Annotated in this window: 14 protein-coding genes; 8 read left to right on the forward strand and 6 right to left on the reverse strand. The window is 73.6% G+C overall.

What is annotated here, in order from left to right:
* Nucleotides 1-115: 115 nt before the first annotated feature.
* The gene (locus ABZU53_RS26590; protein WP_354862534.1) at nt 116-988 is read right to left on the reverse strand and encodes an aldo/keto reductase; all 873 of its coding nucleotides are present in this window, start codon (nt 986-988) and stop codon (nt 116-118) included.
* A gap of 213 nt (nt 989-1,201) precedes the next feature.
* Between ABZU53_RS26590 and ABZU53_RS26595 the strand changes: the two genes are divergently transcribed.
* The gene (locus ABZU53_RS26595) at nt 1,202-5,308 is read left to right on the forward strand and encodes a CHAT domain-containing protein (protein WP_355068170.1); all 4,107 of its coding nucleotides are present in this window, start codon (nt 1,202-1,204) and stop codon (nt 5,306-5,308) included.
* 48 nt (nt 5,309-5,356) lie between these two features.
* Here the strand turns inward: ABZU53_RS26595 and ABZU53_RS26600 are convergent, their stop codons facing one another.
* Both ABZU53_RS26600 and ABZU53_RS26605 read right to left on the reverse strand, forming a co-directional pair.
* Nucleotides 5,357-5,869, reverse strand: coding sequence for a hypothetical protein (locus ABZU53_RS26600; protein WP_355068172.1), 513 nt, complete (start codon nt 5,867-5,869; stop codon nt 5,357-5,359).
* Nucleotides 5,866-6,180: a hypothetical protein gene (locus ABZU53_RS26605; RefSeq protein WP_355068174.1), complete on the reverse strand. Its 315-nt coding sequence runs from the start codon at nt 6,178-6,180 to the stop codon at nt 5,866-5,868. Before ABZU53_RS26605 ends, ABZU53_RS26600 begins: the two co-directional genes overlap by 4 nt.
* Nucleotides 6,181-6,478: 298 nt before the next feature.
* Here ABZU53_RS26605 and ABZU53_RS26610 point away from each other — a divergent pair, with 298 nt between their 5' ends.
* The 4 genes from ABZU53_RS26610 (at nt 6,479) to ABZU53_RS26625 (ending at nt 10,887) form a co-directional block, all read left to right on the forward strand.
* Nucleotides 6,479-6,844 carry a YciI family protein gene (locus ABZU53_RS26610; protein WP_354862527.1) on the forward strand — a complete coding sequence of 122 codons (366 nt, stop codon included), beginning with the start codon at nt 6,479-6,481 and terminating at the stop codon, nt 6,842-6,844.
* A gap of 131 nt (nt 6,845-6,975) precedes the next feature.
* A complete protein-coding gene (locus ABZU53_RS26615) occupies nt 6,976-8,358 on the forward strand; it encodes an FAD-binding protein (RefSeq protein ID WP_355068176.1) in 1,383 nt (460 codons plus the stop codon).
* A 199-nt stretch (nt 8,359-8,557) separates the two neighbouring features.
* Nucleotides 8,558-10,006 (forward strand): pyruvate kinase, encoded by a 1,449-nt coding sequence (gene pyk, locus ABZU53_RS26620; RefSeq protein ID WP_354862523.1) that lies wholly within the window; start codon nt 8,558-8,560, stop codon nt 10,004-10,006.
* Nucleotides 10,003-10,887, forward strand: a complete 885-nt coding sequence (locus ABZU53_RS26625; RefSeq protein WP_355068178.1) for an acyl-CoA thioesterase II — start codon at nt 10,003-10,005, stop codon at nt 10,885-10,887. The genes pyk and ABZU53_RS26625 overlap by 4 nt, the downstream gene beginning before the upstream one ends.
* Before the next feature lie 61 nt (nt 10,888-10,948).
* On the opposite strand, the gene ABZU53_RS26630 is transcribed toward ABZU53_RS26625, so the two are convergent.
* On the reverse strand, nt 10,949-11,611 hold the full coding sequence (locus ABZU53_RS26630; protein WP_354863371.1) for a YceI family protein: 663 nt from the start codon (nt 11,609-11,611) through the stop codon (nt 10,949-10,951).
* A 234-nt stretch (nt 11,612-11,845) separates the two neighbouring features.
* Between ABZU53_RS26630 and ABZU53_RS26635 the strand changes: the two genes are divergently transcribed.
* A complete protein-coding gene (locus ABZU53_RS26635) occupies nt 11,846-12,310 on the forward strand; it encodes an Rrf2 family transcriptional regulator (RefSeq protein WP_238647043.1) in 465 nt (154 codons plus the stop codon).
* A 464-nt stretch (nt 12,311-12,774) separates the two neighbouring features.
* On the forward strand, nt 12,775-13,782 hold the full coding sequence (locus ABZU53_RS26640) for a sulfite exporter TauE/SafE family protein (protein WP_355068180.1): 1,008 nt from the start codon (nt 12,775-12,777) through the stop codon (nt 13,780-13,782).
* Between the two features lie 14 nt (nt 13,783-13,796).
* On the opposite strand, the gene ABZU53_RS26645 is transcribed toward ABZU53_RS26640, so the two are convergent.
* Nucleotides 13,797-15,236, reverse strand: coding sequence for a pyridoxal-dependent decarboxylase (locus tag ABZU53_RS26645; RefSeq protein WP_355068182.1), 1,440 nt, complete (start codon nt 15,234-15,236; stop codon nt 13,797-13,799).
* A gap of 250 nt (nt 15,237-15,486) precedes the next feature.
* Here ABZU53_RS26645 and ABZU53_RS26650 point away from each other — a divergent pair, with 250 nt between their 5' ends.
* Nucleotides 15,487-17,772: a cellulose binding domain-containing protein gene (locus ABZU53_RS26650; protein ID WP_355068184.1), complete on the forward strand. Its 2,286-nt coding sequence runs from the start codon at nt 15,487-15,489 to the stop codon at nt 17,770-17,772.
* A 199-nt stretch (nt 17,773-17,971) separates the two neighbouring features.
* On the opposite strand, the gene ABZU53_RS26655 is transcribed toward ABZU53_RS26650, so the two are convergent.
* Complete coding sequence (locus ABZU53_RS26655; protein WP_354861432.1) at nt 17,972-18,994, reverse strand: LLM class flavin-dependent oxidoreductase; 1,023 nt, start codon at nt 18,992-18,994, stop codon at nt 17,972-17,974.
* Between the last annotated feature and the right edge of the window lie 14 nt (nt 18,995-19,008).

Genomic DNA, 19,008 nt, shown 5'->3' on the forward strand with positions numbered 1-19,008 from the left:
CCCTCTTTCCCCCCCCCCCGCTCTCCCCGTCCCCCCCCCTCGCCGTGGCGTTTTGTGGGGCGTCGGGGTGGTCCCGGCCGGGACCACCCGCACGGCCTCGCTCAGCTCGCCTTGGTCAGCTCGCCTTGGTCAGCGCCTCGAACTCGTCGTCGGTGAGCCGCACGTCGGCCGCGGCCACGTTCTCCTCCAGGTGCGCCACCGAGGACGTGCCGGGGATCGGCAGCATCACCGGCGAGCGGCGCAGCAGCCAGGCCAGCGCGAGCTGCGCGGGCGTCGCGCCGTGCTCGGTGGAGATCGCGTCCAGCGGGCCGCCCGGCCGGGCCAGCTCGCCGGTGGCGATCGGGAACCACGGGATGAACGCGAGGTCGTTGCGCTCGCAGTACTCCAGGACGTCCTCGGCGCTGCGGTTGGCGAGGTTGTAGAGGTTCTGCACCGAGGCGATCGTGGTGATCGCGCGGGCCTGCTCGATCTGCTCGACGCTCACCTCGGACAGCCCGATGTGGCGGATCTTGCCCTCCTGCTGCAACAGGGCCAGCTCACCCAACTGGTCGGCCAGCGGCACCTGCGGGTCGATCCGGTGCAGCTGGTAGAGCGGGATGCTGTCCAGACCCAGGTGACGCAGGCTCAGCTCACACTGCTGACGCAGGTACTCCGGCCGGCCCACCGGACGCCAGTCGCCCGGGCCGGAGCGGGTCAGCCCGGCCTTGGTCGCGATGACCAGGTCGTCGGCGTACGGGTGCAGAGCCTCGCGGATCAGCAGCTCGGACACGAACGGGCCGTACGAGTCGGCGGTGTCGATGAACGTCACGCCCAGCTCGACCGCCCGGCGCAGCACCCGCAGCGCCTCGGCCGGGTCCTTCGGATCACCCCACACACCCGGCCCGGTGATCTGCATCGCCCCGTAACCGAGCCGGTTGACCGTGACGTCGCCCCCGATCCGGTACGTACCGGACGCCTTCGCGGGCTGCTTGCTGATGTCGGTGGCCATACGCGCATCCCCAATCGTCTTCGTCGCGGCGGGCAAGACAGACAACCCACCACCTCGTGATCATCCCCCGGGAGCCGGCCATCATGCCGCCGCTCGCCCGATTGTGTGCGCCGACACGGCAGCACGCGATCACTGTCGTCCTGCCGCTAGCGCCCGTCCTGTCCGGTCTGCTACGCCTGATCCGAGTCGGTGCGGCCGGCCGGGGGAGGCGCGATGTGGCGACGGTTCAGACCCGACCCGGTCGGTCGGCTGCGGGAGCGGCTGGACCGCTTCGACACCACCCGCGACCACCGGGCGGTCCTCGACTCCGGCGCGATCCGCGACGCCGAGGCCGTCGTCGACCTGGTGACCGCGACGCCCACGGACGGGCCGCTGCCCGAGCGGGTCGCCGAGGGTGTGTTCCTCCTGGCCTGCCTGCACTGGTACCGATACCAACTGCTGCCCCCGGGCGAGGACGCCGACGACCTCGGCCAGGCGCTCGGGCTCACCCAGTTCCTGCTGCGCTGCGCCCCGCAGCGGGTGTCGCCGGCAATGCTGGCCCTGCTGCACGCGCACCGACCGCCAAGCGGCGGCGGCCCACACGCCGACGCGCCGCCGACCCGGTCCGGCCCGCGGTCGGCCGGGTCGGGTGCCGACGCCGCCGGCGCCCGCTACGTCGAGGCCGTCATGCTGATGGCCGCCGCGGAGACCAGCCGCGACTACCGGGCGGCCGACCGGGCCGAATCGCTGCTGCGCCAGGCCCTCGACGGTACGCCGGCCGGTGCGCCGGAGCGGCTGCACTACCTGTCCGCCCTCGGCAGGGTCCACCGTGACCAGTTCCAGCACCTCGGCCGACGAAGGGCCCTCCCGGCGGCCGTGACGGCGCACCGGGAGAGCCTGGAGGCCACCGGCCTCGGGGACCCGGAACGTCCCGTGCGGCTGTTCAACCTCGGCAACGTCCTGGGCGACACGTACGAGGTCGACCGCGACCCGGCCGCGCTGGACGAGTCGATCACGGTGCTGCGCGACGCGGTCCGGGCCGCCGCGACGGGCACGCCGGTGCGCACGATGGCGCGGATGAACCTCGGCCAGCGGCTGCGCGACCGGTGGCGGCTGCACCGGCGCCCGGGTGACCTCGACGAGGCGATCGACGCCTTCGCCGCGGCTCGGGGCAGTGCCGATCCCCGGGTCGCCGCGCTGCACGGCGCGGCGCTCGCCGAGCGGTTCCTGCGCGACCGGACGCCCGCCGACCGGGACTCCGCGATCGAGGCGTACCGGTCGGCGCTGACCGGGTTCGGCGGGCTCGACCCGGAGCTGGCCGGCACCGCGCAGGTCGGGCTCGCCACCCTGCTCGCGGACCGGCACCAGGCCGTCGCCGATCCGGTCGACCTCGACGCGGCGATCGACGCGTACCGGGCCGCGGCCGGTTCCGGAGCGACACCCGGCGGGACGGATCGCGAGGAGCTGCGCCACGCCATGGCCGGTCTGCTGGCGACACGGTACGAGTTGCGGCAGCGGGCCGACGACGTCACCGAGGCGGTACGGGTGCTGCGCGCCGGCGTGGCCGCCGCCCGGGACCCCGGCCAACGAGCGCGTCGGCTCGCCGACCTCGGCTACGCGCTCGCGCTCGGTCACGCCGACCTCGGCGGGGTGAGCGCGCTGCGCGCCGCACGGGACGGGCTGACCGAGGCGGAACGCCTGCTTCCCCGCACCGACCCGCTGCGTCACCACGTGCTCAACAACCTCGGCAACACCCTGCGCGAACTCTCCGACCTGGCCGGAGAGCCGGCGCTGCTGGAGCCGGCCGCGGTTGCGCTGCGCTCGGCCGTGGCCGCCGCCGGGCCGGACGCCGCGTCCCTGCCCCGGTACCGCTCGAACCTGGGCCTGGTGCTGCAGGCGCTGTTCGCCTCGACCCAGGACCTGGCGACCCTGACCGAGGCGATCCAGGTGCTGGCGCAGGTGATCGACACGACGCCACCCGGGCACCCGGACCGGTTGCCGGCGCTGACCAACTACGGGGCCGCCCTGAACCGCCGGGTCGAACTCTTCCTCGACGGCGCGCTGCCCGCCGGCGGCGAGCCCGCCGACCAGGTCGCGGCCGGCGTCGCCCGGGACTCCGACGCCGCGGTGGCCGCCCTGCGCGAGGCCGCCCAGCTGGCCGAACAGGAGGCCACCCCCAGCGAGTACGCCCAGACGCTCGGCACCCACGCGCTGGCCCACCTGCTGCGGCACCGCCTGCACGGCGACCTGCCGGCGCTCGACACGGCGATTCGACTGCTCCGGCGACTGAGCGAGCGACAGTCGCTCGGCGCGGACCGCTACCGGATCCTCACCAACCTCGCCAACGCCCTGCTGCTGCGCTACCGCGCCGGTCACGCCGATGCCACCGCCACCGCGATGCTGGCCGCGTACCGTGCAGCGGTCGACGAGCTGACCCCCGAGCACCCGGCGCGCACCATGTGTCTGAGCAATCTCGCCACCGCCCTGGAGGCGGTGGCCGACGCCGCCACCTCCGACCCCGGCTCCGCCGCGACGGCGACCGCCGGTGTGGGCGGCTCCGCCGCGCTCGCCGAGGCGGCGGCCGCGCTGCGCGCCGCCGCCGACGTCGAGTCCGCCCCGTCGCTGTTGCGGGCGGTGGCTGCCAGCAGGTACGCGGCGCACGTCGCCCAGGCCGGCGACCTTCCGGCCGCGCTCGACGGGTACGCCACCGCGATCGAGCTGATCGATCTGGTGGCCTGGCACGGCATGGACCCCGACGACCAGACCCGCCTGCTCGGGCGTTTCCCCGGGCTGGCCAGCGACGCCGCGGCGGTCGCCGTCGCCCTCGACAACCCGGAGCGCGCGGTCGAGCTGCTGGAGTACGGCCGCGGGGTCCTGCTCACCCGCGCCCACGACGCGGGCGCCGACCTGGCCGCGCTGCGCGCGCAGGCCCCCCGGCTGGCCGCCCGCCTCGCCGAACTCCAGGACGCCCTCGACGACTTCCCCGCGCCGGCCGGGGTGGCATCGGCGGCTGGGCTGACAGCGACCGCCGGACCGACCCCGGAGCAGCGGTACGACCTCGCCACCCGCCGTCGCCAGCTGCTGACCGAGATCCGCGACCGGCCCGGCTTCGCCGACTTCCTCCGTCCACCGCCCTTCGACGAGCTGGCCCGGGCCGCCGCCGACGGTCCGGTGGTGCTGGTCAACGTGGCTGCCCGGCGCTGCGACGCGCTGGTCGTCGCCAAGGGCCGGGTCAGCGTGGTGCCGCTGCCGGAGCTGACCCTGGACGAGCTGGTCGTCCGGACGGCGAGCTTCCTGGCCGCGATCGCGCTGCTCACCGGGCCGGCGGCGCCGGACGTCCCGCAGCCGCAGGTGCAGCGTCGTCGATCGGCGGCCCGCGCCGAGGTCGCCCAGACACTGGACTGGCTGTGGCGGGTCGTCGCCGCACCCGTACTCGAAAGGCCTCTCCCCACCCCGCCGTCGGCGGACGCCGAACCGTCCACCCCGCCGTCGGCGGACGCCGAACCGCCCGCCGTGCCGTCGGCGGACGCCGAACCGCCCGCCGTGCCGTCGTCTGGCGTGGGCGGGTCGGCGGGGGAGTGGCCTCGGTTGTGGTGGTGTCCCACCGGGGTGCTCACCCTGCTGCCGCTGCACGCGGCCGGTCCGATCGAGGGTGGCGACGGGGTGCTGGACCGGGTGGTCCCGTCGTACACGGCGTCGCTGCGGGCGCTGGCGCACGCGCGCCGGGGCGTCCCGGCCCGGCCCGAACCGGTCGACTCGGCGGTGTTCGTCGGCATGCCCCAGACGCCCGGCCTCGCCGACCTGTCCGGCGTCGCGCGGGAGGAGGAGATCGTCCGTCAGCACGTGCCGCAGGTCCGCTCACTGCTCGGCCCGGTGGCCACCCCGGCGGCCGTGCTCGCCGCCCTGCCCGACCAGCCGGTCGCCCACCTGTCCTGTCACGGCACGCAGGACCTGCGCGCCCCGGCCTGGGGTCGTCTGGAGCTGGCCGGCGGCGCGCTGCACGTCCGGGACCTGTGGCGGCCGGCCGGCAACCCGGCGGCGCTGGCGGTGCTCTCGGCCTGCGAGACGGTACGCGGCGGGGCGGCCCTGCCCGACGAGGCGCTCACGCTCGGTACGGCCTTTCAACTGGTCGGCTTCCGGCACGTCATCGGCGCGCTGTGGTCCATCTCGGACACGCTGACCGTGCGGCTCTGCAAGGACCTCTACGACGGATTGTCAGTGCCCGGAGGGATCGCGCCGGACCGCGCGGCCGTGGCCCTGCACGCGGCGGTCCGCCACCTCCGCGAGGACCTGCCGGATCACCCGGACACCTGGGCCGGCTACGCCCACCTCGGCCCCTGACGGCCGCCCGCCGGACCGCCAGGCCAGGGGCGCTGGGTACACCGCGCGCTAGCGAGCCGACGGTGGGGAGCTGACGGCCGGGGAGCTGACGGCCGGGGAGGCGGGGCGGGCGGGGGCGTACCAGGTCACGCCGACGGCCGCGACCAGCAACGCGGTGCAGAGCAGCACCAGCCCCACTCCGGTCCGCAGGGACCGGACCGCCGCCAGGGCCTCCAGGTGGTCGCCGAGCGGGGCCGGCGGCAGAGCCGCCACCGGGGTCACCGTCAACCGGCCGTGCGCCGCGCGGAGCAGCGCGAGCGCCCCGGCCACGCCCGCGGCCAGCGCGGCGAGCAGCAGGACCCCGACCAGCGCGCCCCAGCCCGCCGCGAGCGTGGTCACGTCGGTGCGACCCCGGATCAGGCTGAACCCGACCAGCGCCACCAGCAGGCCACCCAGCCCGTTGCGCCAGGCCACCGCCGCCGCGCGGACGCGCTCCAGCTCGCCGCGCAGCAGGCCGGCCAGCTGCTGCGCGCGGTGCAGGTCGGCGACGGTCGCGGGCGGCCCCGGGCGAAGCCGGATCACGCCTCGACCTCCAGCCACAGCGTCCAGTACGCCCCACAGCCGCGCATCCCGGCGGGACGCCCCGGGTGCTCGGCCTCGCACTCGCACAGCAGCGTCCGGTAACCGGGATCCGGGGCCCCGGCGTCCTTGCGGTACACCTCGTCGACGAGCGTCGTGGTGCTCGGGTGGCCGCACCGGGGGCACCGCCCACTGAGCACCACCGCGAACTCGAATTCCTGCGGCCGGAAGCCCGCCGCGGCCTGCGTGGCGTACGCCTCGTCGGTCACCTCGGCGTACGACAGTGGGCTCGACACCGGCTCGTCGTCGCGCATCCCGACCTCCCACCACCGACACCCGGACCGTCCACCGTAGTCGGTGTCGGCACCCGCGCCGACCGACGTGCCGGGTCGCCGCCGGCCGGGGATTCCGGCAGGCGGGGCGGCGGACTGCCGCCCGGCCACGCCACCACCGACCGTGGCCGTGGCACCGTCGACCCGTGGACTGACCGGGGGGCAGTTGCGCGGAGCGACCGGTACCGCCGTCGTCGGCGTGCGACGCTGGGCGCGTGCCGGTGACGCCGGCTCGGGCGGCCGGGCCGGTGCGTGCCGGCGCGACGGCGGAGGGAGCACCATGGCGGGAGTGCCGCAGGTCGACTTCGCGCTCGACACGTACGAGTGCATCGTGATCTATCCCGGCGCGGCCGGACGGGCCCTGCCCCCGGAGACCGTGCAGCGGTTGCAGGCCGAGCACACCGAGCACATGCAGGCGTTGCAGCGCAGCGGAATCATCCTGGTCGCGGGCTCGGTGGACGGCCCGGCCCGTACGCCGGAGCCGCCGATCGGCTTCGGGCTGGCCCGCACCGGCAGCGTCGACGACGTGCGCAGCGTGCTGGAGGCCGACCCCGCGGTGCAGGCCGGCCTCTACCGGGTGGACGTGTTGACCTTCCTCTGCCCGGCCGGCTCGTTGGAGTTTCCGCTGGTCAAGGCCCAGAGCTGACGGTCGGTCCAGCGACAGGTGTCGTGATGGTGACGGCGTTGCGGCGTCCGCCGGTGCTACGGTCGCGCGCACCGAGGATCGCGGTCGGGGCGCACCCGGCGTCATCGGCCGGGCCCGGTCGAGGAGACGCCATGAGCTCCGCCGCCACCCCCGATGTCGCGTCCGCCGCCGCGCGGCTGCGTGCCCTGCTCGGTGACCGCGTCCACGAGCCGGGCGAACCCGGGTTCGACACCGCCACCCGCCTGTGGAACGCCGCCGTCGACCGTACGCCCGCCCTGGTCGCCCACTGCCTGGACGCCGACGAGGTGGCCGCGGCGATCCGTGTCGCCGCCCGGTGTCACCTGCCGGTGTCGGTCCGCTCCGGCGGGCACGACTGGGCCGGCCGGGCATTGCGCGACGGTGGCCTGGTTCTCGACCTGACCGGCCTGCGTACCGTCCGGGTCGATCCGGACCGGGGCACGGTGACGGTGGCCGGCGGTGCCAGCGCCGCCGACCTGCTCGCCGCCGCCGCCCCGTACGACCTGGTGGTGCCCACGGGTGTGGTCCGCGACGTGGGCATGGCCGGGCTGACCCTGGCCGGCGGGTACGGCCCGCTCTGCGGGCGGTTCGGCCTGGCCCTGGACAACCTGCTCGGCGCGGAGGTCGTCCTCGCCGACGGTCGTCGGGTCACCGCCGACCCACGCCACGACGCGGAGTTGTACTGGGCGCTGCGCGGCGGCGGTGGCAACGTCGGCGTGGTCACCGAGCTGCGGTACCGGGCGCACCGGCTGCCCGCCGTGCTCGCTGGCATGATCATGTTCGCGCTGGCCGAGGCGCCGGCCGTGCTGCGCGGCTACGCGGCGCTGCTCGCCGACGCCCCGGACGAGTTGACCGTCATGGCCGGGTTCCTGCCCGGCCCGGCCGGCGAACCGGTGGTCTTCGTGTGCCCCTTCTACAGCGGCCCGGACCTGGACGCCGGCCGCCCGTGGCTGGACCGGCTGCGGGCGCTGGGCACCCCGTTGGTCGACCAGGTCGACCCGCTGCCGTACGCGGACGCGTTGCGGATGTTCGACGGCGGGATGGTCGACGGAAACCACTACCTGCTGCGTACCCGCTGGCTGCCACCGCTCGCCGACGGCGCGGTGGACGCGCTGGTCGACGCCGCCCGGCAGGTCACTTCGCCGTTCTCCGCGCTGGCCCTGCACCACTTCCACGGCGCGGCCACCCGGGTCCGGCTCGGCGACACGGCGTTCGGTCTGCGCGCCGAGCACCTGCTGACCGAGATCATCGCGGTGTGGGCGCCCGGCGGGGAGGCCGCACCGCACCTCGCGTGGGCCGAGCAGACGTCGGCGGCGCTCGCCCCGCTCGCCCTGCCCGGGGGCTATCCGAACCTGCTCGCCCCGACCGAGACCGAACGGGTCCGGCTGGCGTACGGCGCGAACTGGTCGCGTCTGCGCCGGGCCAAGCGGCACTACGACCCTCGTGACCTGCTCACCGCCGTGCCCACGCTGCCCCCGTCGGAGCACCCGGAGTGAGCGTGCGCCGGGAGCGCCCCGACACCGCCCGCCGCGACAGGCGTACGATTCCCGGCGCGCGGTCGCCGTTGCCCGTCGCCACAACGTTCCCGGTGCGGCTCCGCCCGCCGGTCCGACGCGCACCGCGCGTTGTTGGACACCTGTTCCGCTGCCTGCAAGGGGTCGGCCCCGAGTCCGACCTGAAGGAGAGACTAGCCTGATGGGCGTGACACGCCGCGCGAAGATCGTCTGCACTCTTGGTCCCGCCACCTCGTCCCCGGAGCGCATCCGGGGCCTCGTCGAGGCCGGTATGAACGTGGCGAGGCTCAACTTCAGCCACGGCAGCCACGCCGACCACGAGGCGGTCTACCGACTGGTCCGGGAGGCGTCCGAGGCGTCCGGCAAGCCGGTAGCCGTCCTCGCCGACCTGCAGGGGCCCAAGATCCGGCTGGGCCGGTTCGCCGACGGCCCGCACGAGTGGCGCACCGGCGACTCCGTCGTGATCACCGGTGACGACATCCTCGGCAGCAAGGAGCGGGTCTCCTGCACCTACCGCAAGCTGCCGCAGGAGGTGAAGCCCGGTGACCGCCTGCTGATCGACGACGGTCGGGTTGCCGTGGAGGTCACCGACGTCACCGGCAACGACATCCGCTGCCTGGTCACCGAGGGCGGCCCGGTCTCCAACAACAAGGGCGTGTCGCTGCCCAACGTGGCGGTCAGCGTGCCCGCCATGTCGGACAAGGACGCCGAGGACCTGCGCTTCTCCCTGGGGCTCGGCGTCGACCTGGTCGCGCTGTCCTTCGTGCGCTCGGCCGAGGACATCAAGCTCGTCCACAACATCATGGCCGAGGAGGGCGTGTTCCGGCCGGTGCTGGCCAAGGTCGAGAAGCCGGAGGCCGTGGATCACCTGGAGGCCATCGTGCTGGCCTTCGACGGCGTCATGGTCGCCCGTGGCGACCTCGGCGTGGAGATGCCGCTGGACGAGGTCCCGCTGGTGCAGAAGCGGGCCGTGCAGCTGTGCCGGGAGAACGCCAAGCCGGTCATCGTGGCCACCCAGATGCTCGACTCCATGATCGAGAATTCCCGCCCCACCCGGGCGGAGGCCTCCGACGTGGCCAACGCGGTGCTCGACGGCGCGGACGCGGTGATGCTCTCCGGCGAGACCAGCGTCGGCAAGTATCCGGTGCTCACCGTCAGCACCATGGCCAAGATCGTGACGACCACCGAGGCCGGCTCGATCGGCGTGCCGCGGTTGCAGCACGACCCGCGTACCCACGGCGGCGCGCTCACCGTGGCCGCCTCGTCGATCGCCCGGGCCATCAACGCCAAGGCGCTGGTCGCCTTCTCGCAGACCGGCGACACCGTCCGGCGGCTCTCCCGCCTGCACTGCGACCTGCCGCTGCTGGCGTTCACCCCGGTCCCCGAGGTGCGTGACCAGCTCGCCCTGACCTGGGGCGTGGAGACCTTCCTCATGCCGTTCGTGCAGCACACCGACGACATGTTCCGCCAGGTCGACCAGGCGCTGCTCGGCCTCGACCGGGCCAACCCGGGTGACTACGTGGTGATCGTGGCGGGCAGCCCGCCCGGCACCCCCGGCTCGACCAACACTCTGCGCGTCCACCAGCTCGGCTCGCTGGTCGACGCGGCGTCGGCGCGGGCGCTGCAGTGAGCGACGATCGGGTCGCGGTCGGCCAGGCAGCGGTCGACCAGCTGCTGGAAGTGCTGGACCTCGACCCGACCGGGGAGATGACCTTCCGGGGGATGAGCCCCCCGGTCGGCCCACAACGGGTGTACGGCGGCCAGGTTGCCGGTCAGGCGCTGGTCGCCGCCGGCCGCACGGTGGACCCGGAGCGGTTCGTGCACTCGCTGCACGGCTACTTCGTCCGCCCCGGCGACCCGGTCGAGCCGATCGAGTACCAGGTGGAGAACATCCGCGACGGCCGGTCCTTCTCGGTACGCCGGGCGGTCGCCCTCCAGCACGACAAGCCGATCTTCTTCATGTCGGCGTCGTTCCAGCGGGCCGAGGAGGGGTTGGACCACCAGGCCCCCGCGCCGCTGGACGTGCCTGCCCCGCAGGACGTGCCGACGATGTCCGACCGGCTCTCCCGCTACCCCGAGCGTCTGGGCATCTGGGGGCAGATCCCCCGCCCGATCGACGTGCGCTACGTGGGGGAGCCCGGCTGGGTCCGCCCCGGCGACCGGCCGGCCGACCCGCACCAGCGGGTCTGGATGCGCATCGACGGCAAGCTGCCCGACGACCCGCTGCTGCACGCGTGCGCGCTCACGTACGCCTCGGATCTCACCCTGCTCGACTCGGTGCTCTCCGTGCACGGTGAGGTGTGGGGGCCGGGCGGTGTGGTCGGCGCGAGCCTGGACCACGCGCTGTGGTTCCACCGGCCGTTCCGCGCCGACGAGTGGTTCCTCTACGACTGCTGGAGCCCGTCGGCGTCCGGCGCGCGAGGGCTGGCCACCGGCCGGATGTTCACCACCGACGGCCGGCAGATCGCCAGCGCCGTGCAGGAGGGTCTGCTGCGCCGCGTCGGCGCCTGATCCGCCGGCCCTCGGGCCGCCGGCCCTCGGGCCGCCGGCCCCCCTCGGGCCGTCGGCCCGGTCACGCCGCGTGGATGGCCTCGCCGGCGATTTCGATCTGCACGGTCTTCCCGACCAGAACGCCGCCGCTCTCCAGCGCGACATTCCAGAGCAGGCCGTAGTCCTCCCGGTTGATCTCGGCGGTCGCGCTGAATCCGAAGATGTTCTGCCCGTACGGATCACGACGGGCGCCGCCGAAATTCACCTGAAGGTCCACCGCGCGAGTGATCCCCTTTACCGTCAACTCGCCGGTGAGCACAAATCGATTGGGCTCGGACTGCGGCGGGGGATTGTGACTTCTGCCTCGTCCGCCGAATCGGTGGTTTCGCAGGCGGGCCCAGTGGAAAATCGGGTCCTCGTCGCTCTGCCAGTTAATGCCCGTGCTTCGATATTCGAGCGTGGGATAACGCTCCACGTCGAGGAAGTCGGCGCTTTTCAGGTGGGTGTCCCGGTCGACGCTCCCGGTGGAGATGCTCGCCGCCGCGATGGTGGCGGTCACGCTGGAGCGCAGCGGATCCTCCGCCAGGAAGATCTCCGCGCTCGCCTCGGCGAACTCGCCGCGGACCGGGCTCACCATCATGTGGCGGGACAGGAAACCGATCCGCTTGTGCGCCTGATCGAGGCGATAGGTGCCGGCGATCGGGATGGTCATGCCATCCCAGGTGCGTGTGGCGACATCGGTCATCGTGTTGCCTTCCCCCCGGGTGGAGCCGGGTGTTTATCAATGTCCTGCCGAGCCCCCGTAACCGGTCCGGCAGTAATACCGCCCGCCCAGCATAAGGACGCGCCGAATCAGCATTCCGGGCCCCACCGGGTAGTGGATCACGGCGTCCGACGTTATTGGCTAATCGTCGATGCGTGACCGATCGGCCGAGGGTCGCCGACCCGGCCGGATGACCTGCGGGCTAACCTTGCCGGCATGCGTCTCTCCGCCCGGGTCGACTACGCCCTCCGCGCGGCCGCCGAGCTCGCCGCGACGGCCAGTGGCCCCGGGCGGGGCCGGCCGGTCACCGCCGACCAGATCGCGCGTGCGCAGGAGATCCCGCCGAAGTTCCTGGAGAGCATCCTGCTGCAACTGCGCCGGGGTGGCATCGTGCACGCCCAGCGCGGCCCGGAGGGCGGCTACTGGTTGGCCCGCCCGGCCGAGGAGATCTCTCTCGCGGAGGTGATCCGGGTGATCGACGGGCCGCTCGCGCACGTCCGGGGGCAGCGCCCCGAACAGCTCGGCTACCACGGCCCGGCCCGTGCCCTGCAGGAGGTCTGGATCGCGCTGCGCGCCAGCGAGCGGGAGATCCTCGAACTGGTCAGCGTCGCCGACGTGGCCGCCGGCACGTTGCCGGCCCGCGTCACCGAGCTGGTCGCCGACCCGCGCGCCTGGATCTGAGTTGGCAGCGGGCACCCTGCCCGCCCCGCGTCACCGAGCTGGTCGCCGGCGCGCGCGCCTGGATCTGAGTTGGCAGCCGGCGCGTTGCCGGCCCGCGTCACCGAGCTGGTCGCCGGCGCGCGCGCCTGGATCTGAGCGCCGGCCGATGCCCGGCCTGATACCCGCTGCGACGCCGCGGCGCGGCTTCCGCGAGATCTTGGACAGTTTCCGTCCGCGCCGAACGGAAACTGTCCAAGATCTTGCCGTGGTGGAGGAGCGTGCGCGGTCGCGACGCCCCGCGGGGGCGCGTCCGGGCGGTTGGTCTGCGGGAATGCGTCGCATTGCCGGGGTACGGCGCGTCGCGGTCCGGCCCGGCCGCGCCTCGCGGTGGCGTCCCACCCCCCGGTCGAGGGCTTGACCCGGGCAGCCTCGTGCCGCATTGTCGACCAAGTTGATAGGAGATACCGAAAAGTCAGGGGGCGCTCGTGCGCAAGCTGCTGGTCCTCGCTCTGGTCGGGCTCGTCGCGCAGTTGATCGATGGTTCGCTCGGTATGGCGTACGGGTTGACCTCGTCCACGTTGCTGCTGGTCGTCGGGGTCGCTCCCGCTGCCGCATCGGCGTCGGTGCACCTGGCCGAGATCGGCACCACGCTCGCGGCCGGGGTCGCGCACTGGCGCTTCGGCAACGTCGACTGGCGGGTGGTGACCCGCATCGCCCTGCCGGGCGCGATCGGCGCGTTCGCCGGGGCCACCCTGCTCAGCTCGATCTCCACCGAGTCAGCCGCGCCGTGGATGGCCGCCATCCTCTTCACTTTGGGCGCGTACCTGCTGCTGCGCTTCGCCCGACCGCTGCGTACCGGCCGGGTCGGCGGACGGCTGCGCGGACGCTTCCTCGGCCCCCTGGGCCTGGTCGCCGGCTTCGTCGACGCGACCGGCGGTGGCGGGTGGGGCCCGGTCGCCACCCCGGCGCTGCTGGTCTCCGGTCGGATGGAGCCCCGCAAGGTGATCGGCTCGGTCGACACCGCCGAGTTCGTCGTGGCCGGCGCCGCTAGCGTCGGTTTCCTGATCGGCCTGGGCACGGAGGGGTTCCTTCTCCCCACCGTCGTGGCCCTGCTGATCGGCGGGCTCATCGCCGCCCCGCTGGCCGCCTGGCTGGTGCGCATCGTGCCCGCCCAGCTGCTGGGCGCGGCGGTCGGTGGCGTGATCGTGCTGACCAACGCCCGCACCCTGATCCGGTCCGCCGAGCTGGACGGCCCGCTCCGCCCCACCCTGTACGCCCTGCTGGCCGCCGCTTGGCTGACCGCGCTGATCTTCGCCGTGCGGGCCCTGCGCCGCGCCCGCCGCGCCCGCGCCACCGTCGCCGCCGCCCCGACCGTCACTCCCGCCGCCCCGAGCGTCGCTCCCGCCGTCGCTCCCGCCGCCCCGGCCGTCGCTCCCGCCGCCGACGTGGTGCCGGCGGATCTGGCCACAACGGGTACGCCCAGCCCGCGCTGACCGGCGGGCGAGGGTCAGCGGGTGGGGAGGTCGTCGGCCGCGCCGGCGAGCAACGTCCACGCCTCGTCGACGTGTGCCTCGGTGGTCTGCGGTGCGCCGACGGCCAGCCGCAGCGTGTAGCGGCCGGCCACGCGGGTGTGGGTCAGGTGTGCCCGCCCGGTGCCGTTGACCCGGGCCAGCAGCTCGGCGTTGGTGTCGTCGTCGGCGCGCAGCCGGAAGCAGACCAGCGAGAACGGGTGCGCCGCGGCCAGCTCGAACCGGTCGTCCTCGCGGACTCGGTCGGCGAACCGGGCGGCCAGTGCCACGCCGGAGCGGATGTGCGCCCGCAGCCCCTCGGCGCCGTACCAGCGCAGCACGAACCACAGCTTCAGGGCCCGGAAGCGGCGACCCAGGGGCACCTGCCAGTCCCGGTAGTCGATCACCGCCCCGGATTCGGAGGCGGCGTTGCGCAGGAACTCCGGGAGCACGGTCAGCGCTTCGATCAGTTCGGCGCGGTCGGCCACCCAGAACGCGTCGCAGTCGAAGCCGGTGAGCAGCCACTTGTGCGGGTCGAAACAGTAGGAGTCCGCGTACTCCAGGCCGGCGTGCGACCAGCGCAGCTCGGGGCAGACGGCGGCGGCGCCCGCGTACGCCGCGTCGACGTGCAGCCAGATCCCGTACTCGGCGCAGATCGCCCCGATCTCGGGCAGCGGATCGACGGCGGTGGTGGAGGTGGTGCCGATGGTGGCGACCACCATGGCGGGTACGTCCCCGGCGGCCAGGTCCGCCTCGATCGCGGCCCGCAACGCGTCGGGGCGCAGCGCCTGGGTGTCCGGGTCCACGTCGATCGGCCGGATCCCGTCGCCGCCCAACCCGGCGATCCGTGCGGCCTTCTCGATCGAGGAGTGCCCGTGCACGGAGGTGTACGCGCGATAGCGCCTGTCGATTCCGGTGACGCGCCAGCGACCCGCGCTGGCGCGGTGCAGCGCGGCGAGGGTGGCCACCAGGGTCGCCGAGGAGGCCGAGTCCTGGATGACGCCGCCACCGGCGCCGGTCGACCGGAAGCGTTGCGGCAGGTCGAGCAGCTGGGCCAGCCAGTCCATCATGACCGTCTCCAGCTCGGTGCAGGCCGGGCTGCTGGCCCACAGCATGCCCTGCACGCCGAGGCCCGAACTGACCAGGTCGCCGAGCAGACTCGGGCCGGAGGTGTTCGCGGGGAAGTAACCGAAGAAGCTCGGGTGCTGCCAGTGGGTCAGCCCCGGTAGGACGATCGCGTCCAGATCGGCGAGGACCGCCTCGACCGGCTCGCCGCCGGTGGTGGGCGGCACGCTCGGCAGGGCCTTGGCCACCGTCCCGGGTGGGTCGGCCGGGGCGACCGGCCGCTGGTGCAGCGTCGTCCAGTAGTCGGCGATCCAGTCGACGACGGCGTGGCCGGCGCGGCGGAACTCGTCCGGGTCCATGTGCGGGGCGCTCACCCGTACGAGTTGATCAGGCATCCCACCGCGGGGCAAGAGCACACGGTTCACGGCGGGGTGTGACATCCGTCGATATTGCGGAGCGGAAAGCGCTTGCCTTACGATGCGGCTGAGCCGGATCCGCGAGTTCCAGGGCGTTTCACCCCGACCAGATCGCCGTTCGTCGCTGCGGCGGCGGGCCGTTCACCGTGCTTCCCGGGCAGGGCAGGTGGACCACAGCGGTCATCACCGGATCCTCCGGAGGCAGTTCATGCACCCGTCCAGACAACGGCTGATCCTGCTGGCCGCGTCGACGGCCACCGCCGTCGTGGCCGGCGCCGTCGGCACGGTCGTCGCCTCGGCCGCCGCCGTCGGCTGTCGCGTCGACTACCAGGTCACCAACCAGTGGCAGGGCGGCTTCGGCGCCAACGTCACCATCACCAACCTCGGCGAGGAGGTCAACGGCTGGGCCCTCACCTGGTCGTACGCCGCCGGCCAGCAGGTCACCCAGGCGTGGAACGCCACCGTCACCCAGTCCGGCGCCCAGGTGACCGCGCGCAACGTCGACTACAACGGCGCCCTCGCCACCAACGGCATCGCCTCGTTCGGGTTCAACGCCTCGTGGACGAGCAGCAACCCGGTGCCGGCCAGCTTCGCGCTCAACGGCGTCACCTGCACCGGGGCGCCGGCCACCGACGGCCCGACCACCCCGCCACCGACCACCCCACCGCCCACGACGCCACCGCCCACGACGCCGCCGCCGACCACTGCGCCGCCGACGACGCCGCCACCCACCACGCCTGGAGCCGGGGCGAAGCAGATGGAGAACCTGGACCGAGGGTTGATCAGCGTCCGCTCCGGCAGCGGCAACCTGGTGTCCTGGCGGCTGCTCGGCACCGAGACCTCCGGCGTGGCGTTCAACCTCTACCGGGGCTCGACCAGGGTCAACGCCACCCCGATCACCGGCGCCACCAGCTACCTCGACAGCGGCGCGGCGGCCGGGTCGGCGTACACCGTGCGGGCCGTGGTGGGCGGCGCCGAGCAGGCGGCGTCCGCGCCCGCCCTGCAGTTCGCCAACGGCTACCTGGACGTGCCGTTGCAGGTGCCGGCCGGCGGGACCACCCCCAGCGGGGAGAGCTACACCTACAGCGCCAACGACGCCTCCGTCGGCGACCTCAACGGCGACGGCACCTACGAGATCGTGCTCAAGTGGGATCCGTCGAACGCCAAGGACAACTCCCAGTCCGGCTACACCGGCAACGTCTACGTCGACGCGTACACCCTGACCGGCACCCGGTTGTGGCGGATCGACCTGGGCCGCAACATCCGCGCCGGCGCCCACTACACCCAGTTCCAGGTGTACGACTACGACGGCGACGGCCACGCCGAGGTGGCCATGAAGACCGCCGACGGCACCCGCTCCGGCACCGGCCAGCTCATCGGCTCGTCGTCGGCGGACTACCGCAACTCCAGCGGCTACGTGCTCTCCGGCCCGGAGTACCTGACCATGTTCAACGGTCAGACCGGCGCGATCGCATCCACCGTGAACTACGACCCGCCGCGCGGCACCGTGTCGTCCTGGGGCGACTCGTACGGCAACCGGGTGGACCGGTTCCTCGCCGGCACCGCCTACCTGGACGGGCAGCGCCCGTCGCTGATCATGGCCCGGGGCTACTACACCCGGGCGGTCATCGCGGCGTGGGACTTCCGCAACGGCACGCTGACCAAGCGCTGGACGTTCGACTCGAACGCCTCCGGCAACGGCGCCGCCGCGGGTCAGGGCAACCACCAGCTCTCCGTGGCCGACGTCGACGCCGACGGCCGCCAGGAGATCGTCTACGGCGCCGCCACGATCGACGACAACGGTCGGTTGCTCTACTCGACGGGCAACGGGCACGGCGACGCCCTGCACGTCGGGGACCTCGACCCGGGCCGCGCCGGCCTGGAGGTGTTCAAGGTCGACGAGGACGCGAGCAAGCCCAGCTCCTGGTTCGCGGACGCCCGTACCGGTCAGATCCTGTGGTCCACGCCGGCCTCCGGCGACAACGGCCGGGGCGTCTCCGCGGACATCTGGGCCGGCAGCCCCGGCGCGGAGTCGTGGTCGGCGGCGGTGTCCGGCCTGGCCAACACCCGTGGACAGAACATCGGGCGCAAGCCGTCGTCGACGAACTTCCTCGCCTGGTGGGACGGCGACCCGGTCCGCGAGCTGCTGGACGGCACGAAGATCGACAAGTACGGCACCAGCGGCGAGACCCGGCTGCTCACCGGCGACCAGGTGGCGTCCAACAACGGCACCAAGTCCACGCCGGCGCTCTCCGGCGACATCCTCGGCGACTGGCGCGAGGAGGTGATCTGGCGAACCACTGACAGCCGGGCGCTGCGCATCTACAGCACGCCCACTCCGACCAGCACCCGGATCCACACCCTGATGCACGATCCGCAGTACCGCGTGGCGATCGCGTGGCAGAACACCGCCTACAACCAGCCGCCACACCCGGGGTTCTTCATCGGCGACGGAATGGCCAGCCCACCCACCCCGAACATCTACCTACGCTGATCTGACCCTGGCGGTCCTGATCGGGTTCGCCTAGGGTGGCAGGCACCGGGCCGCAGCCGCGGAATCCGCACAGCTCCGGCCCGGTGCTCCACACCGCGGCATTCCCGACCCGTCCCGACCGGGAATGCCTTACCACCACCGGCACCAACATTAGGCACCGTCCGGGTCGCGGGGGTGACGCTGACGTGAAGATCGTGTTTCACGCGTCCCGGCGCAGACCCCCCGCCACCTGCTCGGCGATCAACTCGTACGACCGCACCCGGTCGGCGACGTCGTAGACCAGGGTGGTGAGCATCAGCTCGTCCGCGCCGGTGCGCTCCTGCAACTCGGTCAACTGCCGGCGCACCGTCTCCGGCGAGCCCAGCGCCTGACCGTCACGGCGCTGCAGCACGAACTCCCGCTCCATCTCGGTGTACGGGTACGCCGCCGCCTCGTCGGGCGTCGACAGCGGCTCCGGTCGACCGGAGCGCAGCTTCAGAAACGACAGCGCGCTCGGCCCAGCCAGCCACTCGGCCCGCTCGTCGGTCTCGGCGCAGACCGCGTTGACGGCCACCATCGCGTACGGCTTGTCCAGCCACTGCGACGGCCGGAAGTTCTGCCGGTACAGCGCCAGCGCCGGCAGCGTGTTCGCCGAGCTGAAGTGGTGCGCGAAGGAGAACGGCAGACCCAGCAGGCCGGCCAGCTGGGCGCTGAAGCCGCTGGAGCCGAGCAGCCAGACGGCCGGCTGCTCACCCCGACCCGGGGTGGCGATGATCTGCCCCGGCTTCTCCCCGCTGAAGTAGTTCATCAGGTCCGCCAGCTCACGCGGGAAACCCTCCGCCGACAGGCCCTCCATGGTGCGCCGCAACGCCAGCGCGGTCACCTGGTCGGTGCCCGGGGCCCGCCCGATGCCCAGGTCGATCCGACCGGGGTGCAGCGCCTCCAGGGTGCCGAACTGCTCGGCCACCACCAGCGGCGCGTGGTTGGGCAGCATCACCCCGCCCGAGCCGAGGCGGATCGTCGACGTGTTCGCCGCCAGGTGCGCCAGCAGGACCGCCGGCGCGGAGCTGGCGATCGCCGGCATGTTGTGGTGCTCGGCCACCCAGAACCGGTGGTAGCCCAGCTCCTCGGTGCGTCGGGCCAGCTCGGTGGTGGCCTGCAGGGCCGCTCCGGCGGTGGTCCCGCGAGCGACCGGGGCAAGATCAAGAACAGACAACGGTACGGTGATCACACGCAGTGCCAACTCCCTGGCCTGCC

This window comes from Micromonospora sp. NPDC005194 (assembly GCF_040608335.1).
GTDB lineage: Bacteria > Actinomycetota > Actinomycetes > Mycobacteriales > Micromonosporaceae > Micromonospora.